We start from the raw sequence: 13,834 nt of genomic DNA on the forward strand, positions 1-13,834 counted from the left end.
TCCAGTCATGAGCCCCTTTTATCGCCGGGCTGTCATTCGGATTTTTCCTTTCGACCGGAAGGAAAAAAGGGTTTCCCGAGCAAGGAAATACGAACAGACTGCCCGGGAAACGGCTAAAACAAATCCTTAAGGATTCCCCTGGATGAAACAATATAAAGTAGTACAAACTTTCCCAGTTCCCCTCCAAGATCTACTCAGAGCTAGAGAAGAAAGATACAAATATTTAGATAGATTCCCCGAGTTGAAAAACGTGGAATTATTGGAGGAAAGAAAAGAGGGAAACAAAGTTTACCAAAAAAGAAAGGTAAAGTTAGCCGAATCCCTGCCAAAGGTGCTTGCTACACTACTTTCGGATCCTTCTCTTCTGGAAGATTCCGTTTTTGATATTTCTACAAACACCCATGAGTTCACGATTGCGCCTCCGGGAAACGATTCAATTGTCACCATCAAGGGATTCTCCGTATACAAGGAGATCAGCCCTCTTGAATCAGAGAGAAGTTACGAAGTGAAAGTAAGCTCCGGAGTCTTCCTAATGGGTTCCGTGATCGAAACAGTGATCGAAGAGATCCATAGACATTCTTTGGAGAAGGACAAAAACTCCATCTCCGAATTCCTGAAAAAGGGAGATTGAATTCAGAAAGAAGCCTCGCAGGCTTCTTTAATATTACAAAATCGTTTATAGATCCGATTTGCTGGGTAATCCGGGCTTAGCGAGCAAAAGTTCTTCTCCCAAATTAAGTACTCCCCACACGGGCTTGCCTTCCTGGATTACTGGCAGTATTTCTGAGAATCTGTCATCCGAAAGGATGGTTTCGTAGTCGGGATCTTCTTCTTCCAATCGGACAATACTCCAACCTAAAGAATTTAATTCCTCTAGGAGTGTGGTACTTACGCCACAGTCTCCGCAGGACTTAGGAGTTAAGATAAGTACGATTCCTTTTTTTTCATTCTTCTCTGCGTTAGAGATCGCTTCCTGTTTGGAATGAAAAACAAAAGAAGAAGTTTTCAAGAAGTCAAACTTCTCTCTATTAATGTAAATCAACGTACCTAAAATAACCCAAAAAACCCCGAAAAAGCTCAAAAGGACCCATTTTTGAATTCGTATATTTTTGATGATGATACTCCTAGAGTAATTTCTTCATTAGATTCACTAGTAAATTCTGATCTTATTTCTTTGTAGGATCTTCCGATCTTAGAAAAAGCTGCACAGAAAAAATAAATATAAATTTACGTAGAGAGTTGACAAAAAAACATAGTCATACGCATGCTCGGTTACTAAACCAAAACCGGTTCGGAGGTGTCAGGCAGTAGATGAACGCATTGGGAAAGCACGTAATTGCAGAATTTTATGAGTGTGATTACGAGACCATCAACAATCACGAATTGGTAGAAGATATCATGTTGAAGGCAGTCGACCTCTCCGGCGCCACCACAGTTAAATCTGTTTTTCACAGATTTAGTCCGTTTGGTGTGAGCGGTGTGGTTGTCGTGAGCGAATCCCATTTCGCCATACATACCTGGCCAGAATACGGTTATTGCGCTATCGACGTCTTCACTTGCGGAGACCTAATCGATAATCAGGCAGCTCTGGAATATCTCAAGGAACGCTTCGGCTCAAAGAGCATCTCCGTAGTGGAAATGAAGCGCGGTTTGTTGAAACTTGGCGTAGACCTACCTCACAAGCCAGTTGGGAAATAAGTATCTTCTCTCCGGCAGAGCCGGAAACACCCTAATTGATAAAGACGAGTTCCCCTCTCCGGGAGGAAAGGGCGACTACACTTATTTTCAAACTTTAAGGAGAGGTATCAGAGTATGAGCCTAAAGATCCAAGACCAACTTAAAATAGTTAATCGTTTTTCTTATCTAAGAAACAGTATCGAAATCGCTACTACAGACAAGGGCGAAGCTTTCCTTTTCACTAAGGAAACTATCTCTGCTGGAGAAGTTGTAGCAGTTTGGGGAGGAAAAGCAGTTCATAAGAATGAACTCGCAGGACTTTCCGGACTTTCTTCTCCTCATCGTGTGCATAAGGATTTCTATCTAGTTTCTCCTTTGCATGATGACGGAATTGATTCCGTTCATTATATCCGCCAATCTGCGGATGCAAACTGCGGCTTTCAGGGAGATATCACCCTGGTTGCGCTTCGTGACATCGAAGCTGGCCAAGAGATTACTTATCATCCTGCGATGAAAAATCCTGAACTCGCATGGGCTCGCAATGAAGAGGCAGAAATTGTCCGTAAACGTTTCAACGGAAGTTTCCCTACTTATATCCAGTCCAAGATCGAATCTGATCCTGAATTGAAAGTATATGAACCTTTCAAAGACGGAGCTTGGGGACTTCTTACCTCAATCGATCTGGAAAACTGTGATGCGGCTCTTATCCGTGACGCTGATGCAATTAAACAATACGTTGTGGAACTATGTGATTTGATCGAGATGAAACGTTTCGGTGAAACCCAAGTAGTTTACTTCGGAGAAGACGATCGTGTAGCCGGATATTCCATGGTGCAGTTGATCGAGACTTCTTGTATCTCCGCTCACTTTGCGAACGATACCAATACTTCTTATATCGATATCTTCTCTTGTAAAGGATACGATCCTAAAGTTGCGGCTGAGTTTACTCGCAAATTTTTCAAAGGCGCTGCAATGCGTCTTACAGTAACAAACCGCTTCTAAGAGGTCATATTGGAACTTTGGCTGGACGAGACCCTCGAGTTACCTAACGGAAGGGCTCTCAAAATTAGAGTGAAGGAGTTCTTACATTCTCGTAAGACTCCTTTCCAAAAAATAGACGTATTCGAATCTCAAAGTTTCGGCAGAATGTTCACTCTAGACGGAGTTGTCATGATGACCGAAGCGGATGAGTTCGCGTATCATGAAATGATCGCTCACGTTCCTATGATGAGCCATCCGAATCCTGAAAAGGTTTTAGTGATTGGTGGCGGGGACGGAGGAACCGTTCGTGAGATCTTAAAACACCCTTCCGTAAAAGAAGTACATCTTTGCGAGATCGACAAGGGAGTTGTAGACGTTTGTTACGAATATTTCCCTGAGATCGCAAATGCGATGAAAGACCCGCGAGTCAAACACGCATACGAAGACGGAGCTAAATACGTTCAGGATTATAAAGAATATTTCGACGTGATCTGCGTTGATTCTTCCGATCCTGTAGGGCCTGCAGAAGTTTTATTCAAAAGACCTTTCTATGAGACAATGGCTGCTTCCTTGAAACAAGGCGGGATCTGTACAACTCAGGCAGAAAGTTTTTATTATCACGGAAAAGTAATTAAGGAATTATTCCAATTCATTCCCGAAGTATTCAATCATTGCGGATATTATTTTACAGTGGTTCCTACTTATCCTTCCGGAATTATAGGGTTCACTTACTGCTCTAAAGGACCTGATCCTTATAAAGTAGAGCCGGATCCTAAAAGAGTTCCAAAAGGTTTAAAATATTACTCTGCCGAGATCCATAAGGCTGCGTTTACTCTTCCTCCTTTTGCGCAAGAGTACATCGTAAGAAAATAATGGATTTCTATTCCAAATTCGTAAGAAGAAGGGAGAAGCTAAACTCCCTTCTTTGCGTTGGAATCGATCCTGATATCACCAAACTTCCTCCTTCCTTAGAAAAGTTTCCCGACAAGCTATACGTATTTTCCAAAGAGATTGTAGATGCTACCGCAGAATATGCAGTCGCTTACAAACCGAATATCGCATTCTTTGAAGCATTCGGTTCCAAAGGAATTGAACAGTTCGAAAAACTGATCTCTCATATCAAAACAAATCATCCTGAGATCCCGATTGTTGCAGATGCAAAACGGGGCGACTTGGATAACACCGCAAGACAGTACGCTAAGTTCTTTTTCAAAGAGTTAGGTGTCGATTCACTCACTCTTTCTCCATACATGGGATCGGACACGATCAAACCATTTATAGAAGATGATTCTAAAATGGTGTTTTTGCTTTGTCTGACTTCTAATCCGGATTCTTCCGAGCTGCAGAAAAAAACATTCTCCGAAACTGGTAGGACCTTATATAGAGAAGTTGCGGCTCTGAGCGAAAAGTTCCCGGTTAAAAATGTAGGTTTAGTAGTCGGGGCAACACATCCAAAGGAATTATTAGAAATTCGTAAAGCTCATCCGGATCGTATCTTCCTGATTCCCGGTTATGGAGCTCAAGGAGCTTCTTTAGAAGAAGTTATCTCCGTTTGCGGAAAAAATTCTTTGGTGAATTCTTCTAGAAGTATTATATTTTCTTCCTCTAATCCTGATTTTGCGGAAGCAGCGGGTAAAGCGGCAGCTTCCATCACTGAAGAGATGAGAAAGCTGCTCATTTAATTCTAGATCAAATTTAACGATTCTCTTCCGTTTGAGAAGGAGTAGTTTCTTCTTTTTTGATCTCTTCTTGTTGAGGCGGCGCAGGCTCTTCTTCTTTTTGTTTTACTGGATTCTCGGACGAAGAAGAGGTTCCGAAATAATAACCGAATCCGAAAATTCCGGAACCTTCTCCATAGATATATTTTTCTCCTTGGAAATGTCGATTGATGGATGCACCTCCCAATTCTAAAAACAAAAAGCTGCGTTCAAAATTCATCCGAACACCCAATTTACCGTAGGCTCTTAATGTAGATTGTTTTGCGCCAATATCTGCGATTCCAAGTCCCGCTCCGATGTATGGATCGAATTTGGATCCGGGACGGAAATGAAGTGTAGGCCCTAAATCTAAAAATGTTTTTGAGAATGTGACCTTATCGATCATTGCCGCTGCTGCCAGATAATAACCAAAGTTATCGAAAGATGGGGCGGATAATATCATTGCGGAAGCCATTTCAGTAGAACGATCCTGAGGAACAAAATAACCGCTTCGGTTCACTCCAACTTCAAAACCTAAATTTCTCGGATTGTATTCGAAACCTGCTCTGTAAGTTTCGGATTTGCCTGCAAGACCGTACTGGTATTCGGCCTGTCCTGCTCCGGCACCTATTTTTACTGTGAAAGGGGAAAACTGGGAACCTTCTCCAAGTAGAGTAAACGGTTCTGCAAATAGAGTGGAGGGAAGAAGGGACAGAATGCAAACTACAAATTGGGATATTATTTTTTTCAAGGTTACGCGCTCTTGTATCAAAATCGTGTTACTTTACATATCCGATCCAAAGCCTAAAGGGGTCATTTGAAATTGGATTTGTTTTGAAAAAAATCTAGGACCTGGAGATCTGATATTGGAACTTTCAAAACTTTTGTCGGAACTTCTACAAACCTATGCAGGACCCGGATTAACTCTGATTTCTTTCGGAGCCGCCACCTTGCTTCCATTCAGTTCCGAGGCGGCACTTATGGGAGCGATCTGGTCCGGACTTTCTCCTGGAGAAGCAGTGTTTTGGGCTTCGATAGGGAACTGTGCAGCTTGCGCGTTCAACTATTCATTGGGTTATTGGTTTGGAAAAAAAATAGAAGATAGAATTTCAGAATCCAAAACCTACGCAGGTTGGGCCGAAAGAATGTCGAGATGGGGATATTGGGCCTTGGGATTTTCTTTTCTTCCATTTGTAGGAGATCCAATCACCGTACTCTCGGGATTTTTTCGCCAAAAGTTTTGGATTTTTGCCTTAGTAGTATTCTCACTTCGTATATTAAGATACACTGCCCTGGCATATGGATTCGGCTTGTAAGCTTTCGGAATACAGGAACTTGTAATATTGGCGAAGTTTTGGAAAAATTTTTCCAAACCATGATGACATACACCAAGTCTATAGAACGCTGAAAGGAAGAAGGAAGTTTTTGAAAAAGAATTCTCCCGTTAAAAAGAAATCCCAAAAGATCCCTAACCGAAAGAAGGAAAAACTTGCGATTGTCGGTTCCGGTATTGCCGGAATGGGTTGCTCTTATTTTCTAAGGGACCGTTACGATATTACTGTTTTTGAAAAGGCCGATTATGTTGGAGGTCATACAAACACCGTATTTGTACCGGAAGAAGATCAAAAGATCCCGATCGATACTGGGTTTATAGTTTTTAATCATGTCACTTATCCCAATTTAAAACGATTTTTCGAAGAATTAAATGTCCCCACAAAGAAGACTAGCATGTCTTTTAGTGTACAACATGTTCCTGATAATCTTGAGTTTTGCGGTTCAGGATTGAACGGTCTATTTGCCCAAAGAAAGAATATATTCAATTTTCGATTTTTACGTTTACTCTTGAATATCAATCGGTTCAATGATGAGTCTCCTAAGATATTACAAGATCCTAAATACAAAGAATATTCTTTGCATAGATATATAAAAGAAGAAGGATATCATCCTGATCTTTTGACATACTATTTGGTTCCAATGAGTTCTGCAGTTTGGTCTACTCCGGAAGATCTGATGTTGGAGTTCCCAGCTTACTCTTTGGTCCGATTCTTCTTGAATCATGGATTCTTAGGACTAAATACTCAGCATCAATGGTACACTGTGGATGGCGGCTCTATCGAGTATGTCAAAAGGCTGCTCTCATCCAATCGAGATGGATTTCATATCAACTCGCCGGTGTTAGGTGTAGAAACAACTCCGACAGGGAAAGCCAAGCTTATATTTAAAGGAAAGAAATCTGAAGTGTTCGATAAGGTTATACTTGCCTGCCATGCGGACAATTCCTTATCAATCTTGAAAAAGCCGACATCTTTACAGAGAGAATTGTTATCTCAGTTTGAGTATCAGGAGAATATTGCAACCTTGCATACGGATGATTCGGTAATGCCGAATACAAGATCTACTTGGTCTTCTTGGAATTATAGAATGGATCAAATCCAAGGTCAGATCCTTCCTCATACTATCTATTGGATGAACTGTTTGCAGGGAGTATCAAAGAAGAAGGATTATTTTTTATCCATAGGAGATCCAGGGCTTGTGGATCCTAAAAAGATCTTGAAAAGGATAAAATACGAACATCCTCTTTTTCATGTCGGTTCTTTAAAAGCGCAAGGAAGATTATCCGAACTGAATCAAAAGGGGCCTATTTATTTCTGCGGAAGTTATTTTAGATATGGGTTTCATGAAGATGCCTTTTGGTCCGCTAAAGAATTATCGGAGACCTTATTGGGAAGGAAGGTATGGGACTAAATTCCAAGATCATCGAAGCCAGGGTCATGCATGATCGTAAGATCCCTAAACCGAATCGGTTCAATTACGGGGTCTTTACATTTCAATTGGACCTGGATGAGCTCGATATAGTAAACGATCGTTTACGGATGCTTGGAAATAATAAGTTTCGTGTATTCTCCTTTAAAGATACTGATCATTTAAACTTCGGAAAAGAAGGTATAAAAGAAAATTTTTTAGAGTACTTAAGACAGGAAGGAGTCAAAGAGAAGGTAGAAAAGGTAACGCTAATCACCAACCTAAGAGTATTCGGCTACGTCTTTAATCCGGTATCATTTTATTTTGCCGAGGATAAGGATGGAAATCCAATATGCGCCGTTGCTGAGGTTGGGAATACATTCGGAGAAATGAAGTTATACTTCCTTGGAAAAGGATCCTTCGATCAAAAAGGATTTAAAAGGAAAGAAGGGAAGTTCTTCTATGTGTCTCCTTTTGTCAGTTTGGACTCAGAGTTCGAATTTTATTTAAATCCTCCCCAAGACGGAAGGGTAAACTTAAGGATAGACGCTTTCGAAAATGAAGAAAGGGTCATGGTAACAACTTATACCGGAAAGGTTTTAGATCTGACGGATCTAAATCTAATCCGAATGTTCCTGAAATATCCTTTCGTAACTTTGAGAGTGATCGGGCTTATCCACTGGCAAGCCTTACTTCTTTACCTGAAAAAACTTCCTTTCATTCGAAAGACTGAAGGGTTAGACAAACAAAGAGGATTGCACCTTGGAAGGCGATAATATTGTAAAAGTAGAACCGTTAGAAAGTGCTGGTTCGGAGATTGGAACTTTAAGTTTTTATGAAAGGATCTTCTTCTCCGCATTATCAGGAATGCAAAGAGGGTCTCTCAGGATCCTTTTCCCGGACGGAGGACAAAAATATTTAGGAAATCCGAATTCTTCCGATCCTCCAGAGTTTCATCATGCAATCCTACAAGTGAAAGACCGAAAGTTTTTCAAAAAGCTGGTATTGTATGGAGATCTTGGGCTTGCAGAATCTTATATGGACGGTGATTGGGATACGGACGATATTCGAGCGATCATATGTTGGTTTTTGTTAAATTTAGAAAGTACACCTTCTGTCAGCGGTTCCGATAAAAATTTTATTCATCTTACATTGATGAATTTAGGAAATCGACTTCTGCATATATTCCGAAATAATTCCATCCGAGGAAGTAAGAAAAATATTTCGGAACATTACGATATAGGAAATGATTTTTATAAGAAGTTCTTAGATCCAACAATGACTTATTCCTGCGCGTACTTTTCCGACCAGGTAAAGTCTTTGGAAGAGGCGCAAATCTTTAAGATAGAAAACCTATGTAAAAAATTAAAACTCAAGGCTTCCGATCATCTTTTAGAGATTGGGACCGGTTGGGGTGCATTCTCTACTTATGCCGCTAAAAACTACGGATGCAAAGTGACTTCTTATACGATCTCGGAAGAACAATACAAATTTGCAAAAGCACAAATTTCTGCGATGGGCTTAGAAGATAAGATAGAAGTCCGATTGGAAGATTATAGAAAAGTTCAGGGCACTTACGATAAGATCGTTACAGTGGAAATGTTAGAAGCAGTAGGTCACGAATATTTCGAGGACTTCTTTGCAATGTGTCATAGAGTTTTGAAAAAAGACGGGCTTATGGCTCACCAGATCATCACTTGTCCGGATTCCAGGTATGAGTCATTTAGAAAGGGAGTGGATTTTATCCAAAAGCATATTTTTCCCGGATCACTTTTACCTTCCGTTGCAAGGATCAATGAAGCCATTAATAAGACCGGCGATATGTTCCTTCATGAGCTGGAAGATATCGGTCGGTATTATGATCGGACTCTCATGACTTGGCAGAAGGGATTTGAAGAAAATCTTTCATCCATCGCAAGTATGGGGTATGACGAATCCTTTTTGCGAAAGTGGAGATATTATTTTTCGTATTGCGCCGCAGCATTCCATATGAGAAATATTAGCGTGGTGCAGGTAGTGTATACCAGGCCGAATAATCTCGGATTGAATTCTCAGTGACAAAATTAGAAAACCAAGAATCGAAACCTTCCTTTTTAGCTAAAACAAGAGTAAGGATCCTAGAAGAATTGAAAACTGGAACTAGTCCGGCAAAGATCGCATTATCTTTGGCAATTGGCGGAGCGATTGGGATCTTTCCTTTGATTGGGACCACAATGGCGTTGTGCGCCTTTTTAGGTTTTATTCTAAGACTAAACCCGGTCGCCATTCAAATCGCAAATTATGCGATGTATCCATTTCAAGTTTTTCTAATTATCCCTTTTTTAAAATTAGGAGCTTATTTGTCAGGTAAGGAACTGGATCTAACTTGGGCATATAAGCTTGTAGAAGGAGATAGTTCTGGGGTTTTGGAAGGTCTTTCTCATTCTGCAGGGTATGCTGTTCTGGGTTGGACCTGCATGGTGCCAATTCCTGCGGGGGCTTCCTATTTTCTATTATTGATCCTGGTTAAAAAAGCAAATCAAATCGTTCGCAAATAAATTCATCTATATCGGAGTATTCTAATGTATGAAAAAGCCGTGTCCTTGATGTTCAGCGCCTGGGTAGTCGTATTCTTTTTGATGAGCCTTCTTTGGTTGATCGGTAAACTGATCAGAAATTATTCGATTGTAGATGTGGGATGGGGGCTTTGTATCTCTACAATTGCAATCGTATATTTTATATTAGGCGATGCTTTTTCGGTGAGAAAAGCTATATTTGCATTTATGGCAACTGTATGGGGTTGGAGACTTTCTTACTTTATATTCACTACAAGAGTTTTGACCGGACATGAAGATGCAAGATATACCGAATTCAGGAAAGATTATGGAGATCAAGTAGATCGGAAATTTTTCATTAATGTATTCCAGTTCCAAGGAATTCTCGGAACGATCTTAAGCCTTCCTTTTCTCTTTCCCGCATTAAATCCCTCCGTACAAACTCATCCATTGGAACTGATCGGACTTTGTGTTTTTATGATAGGGTTATGGGGAGAATCGGTAGCTGATTTCCAATTGGCGGAATTTAAATTAGATCCTGCCAATAAAGGAAAGGTCTGTGATATAGGTCTTTGGAGATATAGCAGGCATCCAAATTATTTTTTTGAATGGGTGATTTGGATCTCTTTCGGTCTAGTTTCTCTTGCTTCCCCATGGGGATGGATCGGTCTTATCTCTCCGTTGATCATGTTTATTCTTTTAACTAAGATTACGGGCATTCCTTTGAATGAGATCGGACAATTAAGATCCAAAGGAAATCTGTATTTGGAATACAAATCCAGGACAAGTGCGTTTTTCCCTTGGTTTCCCAAAAAATAAATTAGAAATTTAGAATATAGGAAAACTGACTATGGGCCTGATCTACACTCTAATGGAAAAAGATATTTTCCCGGATTGGTTGATCCGACTTAGGATACGACAACTATTACGGCTCAGGCTTCGTATGGAAGATAGAGGGAGCCTGGAGAAGAATCAGGAACATTTAATCGAATATGTAAATGGCCTGAAACAATCTCCCATTGCGATCGATACCCAAGCCGCAAATGAGCAACATTACGAGGTGCCTTCCTCTTTTTTCAAATTGGTGATGGGAAAATATATGAAGTACAGCTCGGGCTACTGGACTTCTCCTCATGTAGGAATTGACGAATCCGAAAGTACAATGCTGGATTTGACCTGCAAAAGAGCGGAACTCGAAAATGGGATGAACGTTTTGGACCTAGGTTGCGGTTGGGGATCTATTTCTCTTTATATAGCGGAGAAGTATCCGAAATGTAAAGTGACAGGGGTATCCAATTCTAAGAGTCAAAAGAAGTTCATAGATTCGCAGGCCAAGAAAAGAGGTTTAAAAAACCTGAATATTATTACCGCTGATATGAATGTATTCAAAACAAGTTTGAAATTCGATCGTATCATCTCCGTAGAAATGTTAGAACATATGAAAAACTACGAAGTATTATTCGAAAAGCTGGCAAACTTTTTGAAACCGAAAGGAAAATTTTTCGTACATATATTCACACACAAAAAATTCGCATACCCCTTCGAAGTTATAGATGATACTGATTGGATGGCAAAATACTTTTTTACGGGAGGTCAGATGCCTTCTCATGACCTGTTCTTGTATTTCCAAAAAGATTTTCAGATCCGTAACCAGTGGGTGGTAAACGGTAAAAATTACGCACTTACTTCGGAAGCTTGGCTTTCCAATATGTATAAGAACAAAAAAGAGGTCCTACAAATTCTAGGAGAAACCTACGGCAAAGACCAGGCAGTGAAATGGTTTGTTTATTGGAAAACTTTCTTCATGGCATGTGCAGAACTTTGGAAATACAAAAACGGAGAAGAATGGATCGTATCTCATTATCTTTTCGATAAAAGATAGAATGTCTCAGGCTTTCAGTCCTGTGTATAAGAATTGGATTAAGTCCTTAGTGATCTTTCTTGCCTGTTTTAATTCGATATTTCTGAACATCATCTGTTGGCCGGATAATAATACTGCAACTCCATGTGCCATTGTCCAAGCGGAGGTCGCCGCTTTTTCCGTATTTCCTTCCGGGATCAAACCTGCTTTTTGGCAATCTCTGATGATCTCCACTATGATCTGAAATGTTTCGTCTTCCGTTTTGATGAGAGAATCGTATTTTAAATGGCTTTCAATCTGATTTCCATACATGATCCGAAATAGATCAGGGTTTTCTAATGCGAATTCCACGTAAGAAACTCCGGATTCCCGGAAGAGGAGTAATGGTCTTTTTTTGTATTTTGCTCTTAGTCTTTTTTGTCTTTCCGCTAAGATCTTAAATCCTTCTTCTGCGATGTCTGCGTATAAAGATTCTAAATCCGGATAATGTCTATAGGGTGCAGATTGGCTGACTCCGGCCAGGGTTGCGGCTTTTCTGAGGCTTAGGGCCTTATAACCTTCTTCTTTTAAGATCTTTATGGAGGCATCTAATAAAGCCCTTTTTAGATCTCCGTGGTGGTATGAATTTTTTTCTTGGGAATTTTTCATGTTGACATGTATTACATTAAAGGGTGAAATTAGAGAACTGAATGTATTCAGTGTTCACATTGAATGCGAATAAGAGGTTTTGTCAATGAATATTGATCAAGTAGGAAACGAATTCGATATTATATTTATAGGTTCCGGAATGGGGAGCCTAACCACCGCAAGTCTTTTGGCCCAATCAGCAGGGAAGAAGGTACTGATCCTGGAAAAACATTTTCAGCCAGGCGGTTTTACTCACGAATTCCAAAGAAAACAGGGAAAGTATCATTGGGATGTGGGCATTCATTATGTAGGTGATATGCACGAAGGCGGGCTTTGTAAGAAGATCTCTGATAAGATCACTCGTGGACAACTCGCATGGAAAAGAATGAAAGACCCTTTCGAACGTTTGGTTTTTCCTACTCGAAATTTTGATATTTATGGAGATCCAGAAAAGTTCAGATCGGATCTGATCAATGCATTTCCTGAAGAAGAGGAAGCTATCGAAAGATATTTAAAGGATATTAGAAAAGTTTCGGTCCTTTTTGGAAAAGCAATCATGATGAGACTTTCTCCTCCTCCTTTGGATTCCCTCATTAACATACTGGGAGAAGGGAATGTAGTAACTCTCAAAGATTATTTCGATAAAAATTTCAAGAGTGAGGATTTGAAGGGAATTTTAGCTGCGCAATGGGGGGATTATGGACTTCCACCTTCTAAAGTTGCTTTTGCGATGCATGCAACACTCGTACAGCATTATATTAACGGTGGTTATTATCCAGTCGGAGGCGCCGGTAAAATTTTCGATACGATAGAACCTATCTTACAAGAAAATGGAGGTGCAGTTTTATCTTCCGTAGAAGCAAAGGAAATCCTGATCAAAGAAGGAAAGGTAGTAGGAGTAAAAGCAAAAGCGTTGAGAGGAGAAGGTCATGAGCGAGACTTTTTTGCTCCGGTGGTAATCTCATGTGCGGGAGCTTATCCTACTTATACAAAATTGATCCCGGATTCTTATCCGATTTCTTTCAGAAAAGATTTAAAAGATTTTTATAATAGAGAAAGAATGACCACAAGTATTTGCCTATATCTTGGTCTTTCCGAGAGTCCTGCAAAATTCGGATTTAGTGGGGAGAACTATTGGATTTTCGCTTCTCCTGATCATGATAAGAATTTTTCCGAAAGGAATGATTGGCTTTCTGAAAGTGATGAGATCCCGAATCTATATCTTTCTTTCCCAAGTCTAAAAAATCCGGAAGCTAAGTCTCATACCATGGACGTGATCACATTCACGGATTATTCTAATTTCGCAGAATGGAAAGACGAACCTTGGAAGAAAAGGGGAGAAGAGTATAAAGACTTTAAGGAAAGGATCATAAATCGGATCCTGACCACATTGGAGTCCAGATTTCCTGGTCTTACTAAATTGGTTGAATTTGCGGAACTTTCTACTCCGATCACGAACGAACATTTTACTTCTCATCCAGACGGAGCCATTTATGGTTTGGCATGTGTGCCTGAAAGATATAAGAAGGAAAAATGTCCTTGGTTCGACGTCAGAACCCCGATTGAAGGTTTATATTTAACGGGTGCAGATGCAGCTTCTCCCGGAATTGCAGGTGCGATGATGGGGGGCTTGGCTGCTGCTCTGGCAGTGACCGGAAATGCAAATTTATTGAGAGAATTAAGAAATTAGAAAATTCTAATGAAAGAGATCCCAT

At 40.2% G+C, this 13,834-nt stretch carries 16 protein-coding genes; 13 read left to right on the top strand and 3 right to left on the bottom strand.

What is annotated here, in order from left to right; translation table 11 throughout:
* Window positions 1-142: 142 nt before the first annotated feature.
* On the top strand, window positions 143-631 hold the full coding sequence (locus tag CH352_RS13095) for a DUF2505 family protein (protein WP_100707359.1): 489 nt from the start codon (window positions 143-145) through the stop codon (window positions 629-631).
* Between the two features lie 45 nt (window positions 632-676).
* On the opposite strand, the gene CH352_RS13100 is transcribed toward CH352_RS13095, so the two are convergent.
* Window positions 677-1,009, bottom strand: coding sequence for a hypothetical protein (locus tag CH352_RS13100; RefSeq protein ID WP_243396363.1), 333 nt, complete (start codon window positions 1,007-1,009; stop codon window positions 677-679).
* Between the two features lie 302 nt (window positions 1,010-1,311).
* On the opposite strand from CH352_RS13100, the gene speD reads away from it, so the two are divergent.
* The 4 genes from speD (at window position 1,312) to pyrF (ending at window position 4,340) form a co-directional block, all read left to right on the top strand.
* Window positions 1,312-1,698 carry an adenosylmethionine decarboxylase gene (speD, locus tag CH352_RS13105; RefSeq protein WP_008596834.1) on the top strand — a complete coding sequence of 129 codons (387 nt, stop codon included), beginning with the start codon at window positions 1,312-1,314 and terminating at the stop codon, window positions 1,696-1,698.
* A 114-nt stretch (window positions 1,699-1,812) separates the two neighbouring features.
* Window positions 1,813-2,679, top strand: coding sequence for an S-adenosylmethionine decarboxylase (locus CH352_RS13110; protein WP_008588737.1), 867 nt, complete (start codon window positions 1,813-1,815; stop codon window positions 2,677-2,679).
* 9 nt (window positions 2,680-2,688) lie between these two features.
* Complete coding sequence (gene speE, locus CH352_RS13115; RefSeq protein WP_100707357.1) at window positions 2,689-3,531, top strand: polyamine aminopropyltransferase; 843 nt, start codon at window positions 2,689-2,691, stop codon at window positions 3,529-3,531.
* On the top strand, window positions 3,531-4,340 hold the full coding sequence (gene pyrF, locus CH352_RS13120; RefSeq protein ID WP_100707356.1) for an orotidine-5'-phosphate decarboxylase: 810 nt from the start codon (window positions 3,531-3,533) through the stop codon (window positions 4,338-4,340). The genes speE and pyrF overlap by 1 nt, the downstream gene beginning before the upstream one ends.
* Window positions 4,341-4,353: 13 nt before the next feature.
* On the opposite strand, the gene CH352_RS13125 is transcribed toward pyrF, so the two are convergent.
* On the bottom strand, window positions 4,354-5,106 hold the full coding sequence (locus tag CH352_RS13125; protein ID WP_100707355.1) for a porin family protein: 753 nt from the start codon (window positions 5,104-5,106) through the stop codon (window positions 4,354-4,356).
* A 115-nt stretch (window positions 5,107-5,221) separates the two neighbouring features.
* Here CH352_RS13125 and CH352_RS13130 point away from each other — a divergent pair, with 115 nt between their 5' ends.
* From CH352_RS13130 to CH352_RS13160, 7 genes are all read left to right on the top strand, one after another.
* Window positions 5,222-5,671, top strand: a complete 450-nt coding sequence (locus CH352_RS13130) for a YqaA family protein (protein WP_100707354.1) — start codon at window positions 5,222-5,224, stop codon at window positions 5,669-5,671.
* A gap of 109 nt (window positions 5,672-5,780) precedes the next feature.
* Window positions 5,781-7,100: an NAD(P)/FAD-dependent oxidoreductase gene (locus CH352_RS13135; RefSeq protein WP_100707353.1), complete on the top strand. Its 1,320-nt coding sequence runs from the start codon at window positions 5,781-5,783 to the stop codon at window positions 7,098-7,100.
* Window positions 7,091-7,873, top strand: coding sequence for a DUF1365 domain-containing protein (locus tag CH352_RS13140; RefSeq protein ID WP_100707352.1), 783 nt, complete (start codon window positions 7,091-7,093; stop codon window positions 7,871-7,873). The genes CH352_RS13135 and CH352_RS13140 overlap by 10 nt, the downstream gene beginning before the upstream one ends.
* Window positions 7,860-9,155, top strand: a complete 1,296-nt coding sequence (locus tag CH352_RS13145) for an SAM-dependent methyltransferase (RefSeq protein WP_100707351.1) — start codon at window positions 7,860-7,862, stop codon at window positions 9,153-9,155. Before CH352_RS13140 ends, CH352_RS13145 begins: the two co-directional genes overlap by 14 nt.
* The gene (locus CH352_RS13150) at window positions 9,152-9,634 is read left to right on the top strand and encodes a DUF2062 domain-containing protein (protein ID WP_100707350.1); all 483 of its coding nucleotides are present in this window, start codon (window positions 9,152-9,154) and stop codon (window positions 9,632-9,634) included. The genes CH352_RS13145 and CH352_RS13150 overlap by 4 nt, the downstream gene beginning before the upstream one ends.
* Before the next feature lie 24 nt (window positions 9,635-9,658).
* Entirely contained in the window at window positions 9,659-10,450 is a 792-nt protein-coding gene (locus tag CH352_RS13155; protein ID WP_100707349.1) for a DUF1295 domain-containing protein, read from the top strand.
* A 31-nt stretch (window positions 10,451-10,481) separates the two neighbouring features.
* Window positions 10,482-11,513 carry an SAM-dependent methyltransferase gene (locus tag CH352_RS13160; RefSeq protein ID WP_100707348.1) on the top strand — a complete coding sequence of 344 codons (1,032 nt, stop codon included), beginning with the start codon at window positions 10,482-10,484 and terminating at the stop codon, window positions 11,511-11,513.
* Window positions 11,514-11,519: 6 nt separating this feature from the next.
* Here CH352_RS13160 and CH352_RS13165 read toward each other — a convergent pair whose 3' ends face one another.
* The gene (locus tag CH352_RS13165) at window positions 11,520-12,140 is read right to left on the bottom strand and encodes a TetR/AcrR family transcriptional regulator (RefSeq protein WP_100707347.1); all 621 of its coding nucleotides are present in this window, start codon (window positions 12,138-12,140) and stop codon (window positions 11,520-11,522) included.
* Window positions 12,141-12,225: 85 nt separating this feature from the next.
* On the opposite strand from CH352_RS13165, the gene CH352_RS13170 reads away from it, so the two are divergent.
* The gene (locus CH352_RS13170; protein ID WP_100707346.1) at window positions 12,226-13,809 is read left to right on the top strand and encodes a phytoene desaturase family protein; all 1,584 of its coding nucleotides are present in this window, start codon (window positions 12,226-12,228) and stop codon (window positions 13,807-13,809) included.
* Window positions 13,810-13,834: the final 25 nt, after the last annotated feature.

The sequence above is a fragment of the Leptospira hartskeerlii genome (assembly GCF_002811475.1).
GTDB classification, from domain to species: domain Bacteria; phylum Spirochaetota; class Leptospiria; order Leptospirales; family Leptospiraceae; genus Leptospira_B; species Leptospira_B hartskeerlii.

What these genes read in the sequence shown, in the direction of transcription:
- CH352_RS13165 (WP_100707347.1), bottom strand. Translation starts at nt 12,140, where the DNA reads ATGAAAAATTCCCAAGAAAAAAATTCATACCACCACGGAGATCTAAAA.
- CH352_RS13160 (WP_100707348.1), top strand. Translation starts at nt 10,482, where the DNA reads ATGGGCCTGATCTACACTCTAATGGAAAAAGATATTTTCCCGGATTGG.
- CH352_RS13140 (WP_100707352.1), top strand. Translation starts at nt 7,091, where the DNA reads ATGGGACTAAATTCCAAGATCATCGAAGCCAGGGTCATGCATGATCGT.
- CH352_RS13155 (WP_100707349.1), top strand. Translation starts at nt 9,659, where the DNA reads ATGTATGAAAAAGCCGTGTCCTTGATGTTCAGCGCCTGGGTAGTCGTA.
- pyrF (WP_100707356.1), top strand. Translation starts at nt 3,531, where the DNA reads ATGGATTTCTATTCCAAATTCGTAAGAAGAAGGGAGAAGCTAAACTCC.
- CH352_RS13110 (WP_008588737.1), top strand. Translation starts at nt 1,813, where the DNA reads ATGAGCCTAAAGATCCAAGACCAACTTAAAATAGTTAATCGTTTTTCT.
- CH352_RS13095 (WP_100707359.1), top strand. Translation starts at nt 143, where the DNA reads ATGAAACAATATAAAGTAGTACAAACTTTCCCAGTTCCCCTCCAAGAT.
- CH352_RS13170 (WP_100707346.1), top strand. Translation starts at nt 12,226, where the DNA reads ATGAATATTGATCAAGTAGGAAACGAATTCGATATTATATTTATAGGT.
- speD (WP_008596834.1), top strand. Translation starts at nt 1,312, where the DNA reads ATGAACGCATTGGGAAAGCACGTAATTGCAGAATTTTATGAGTGTGAT.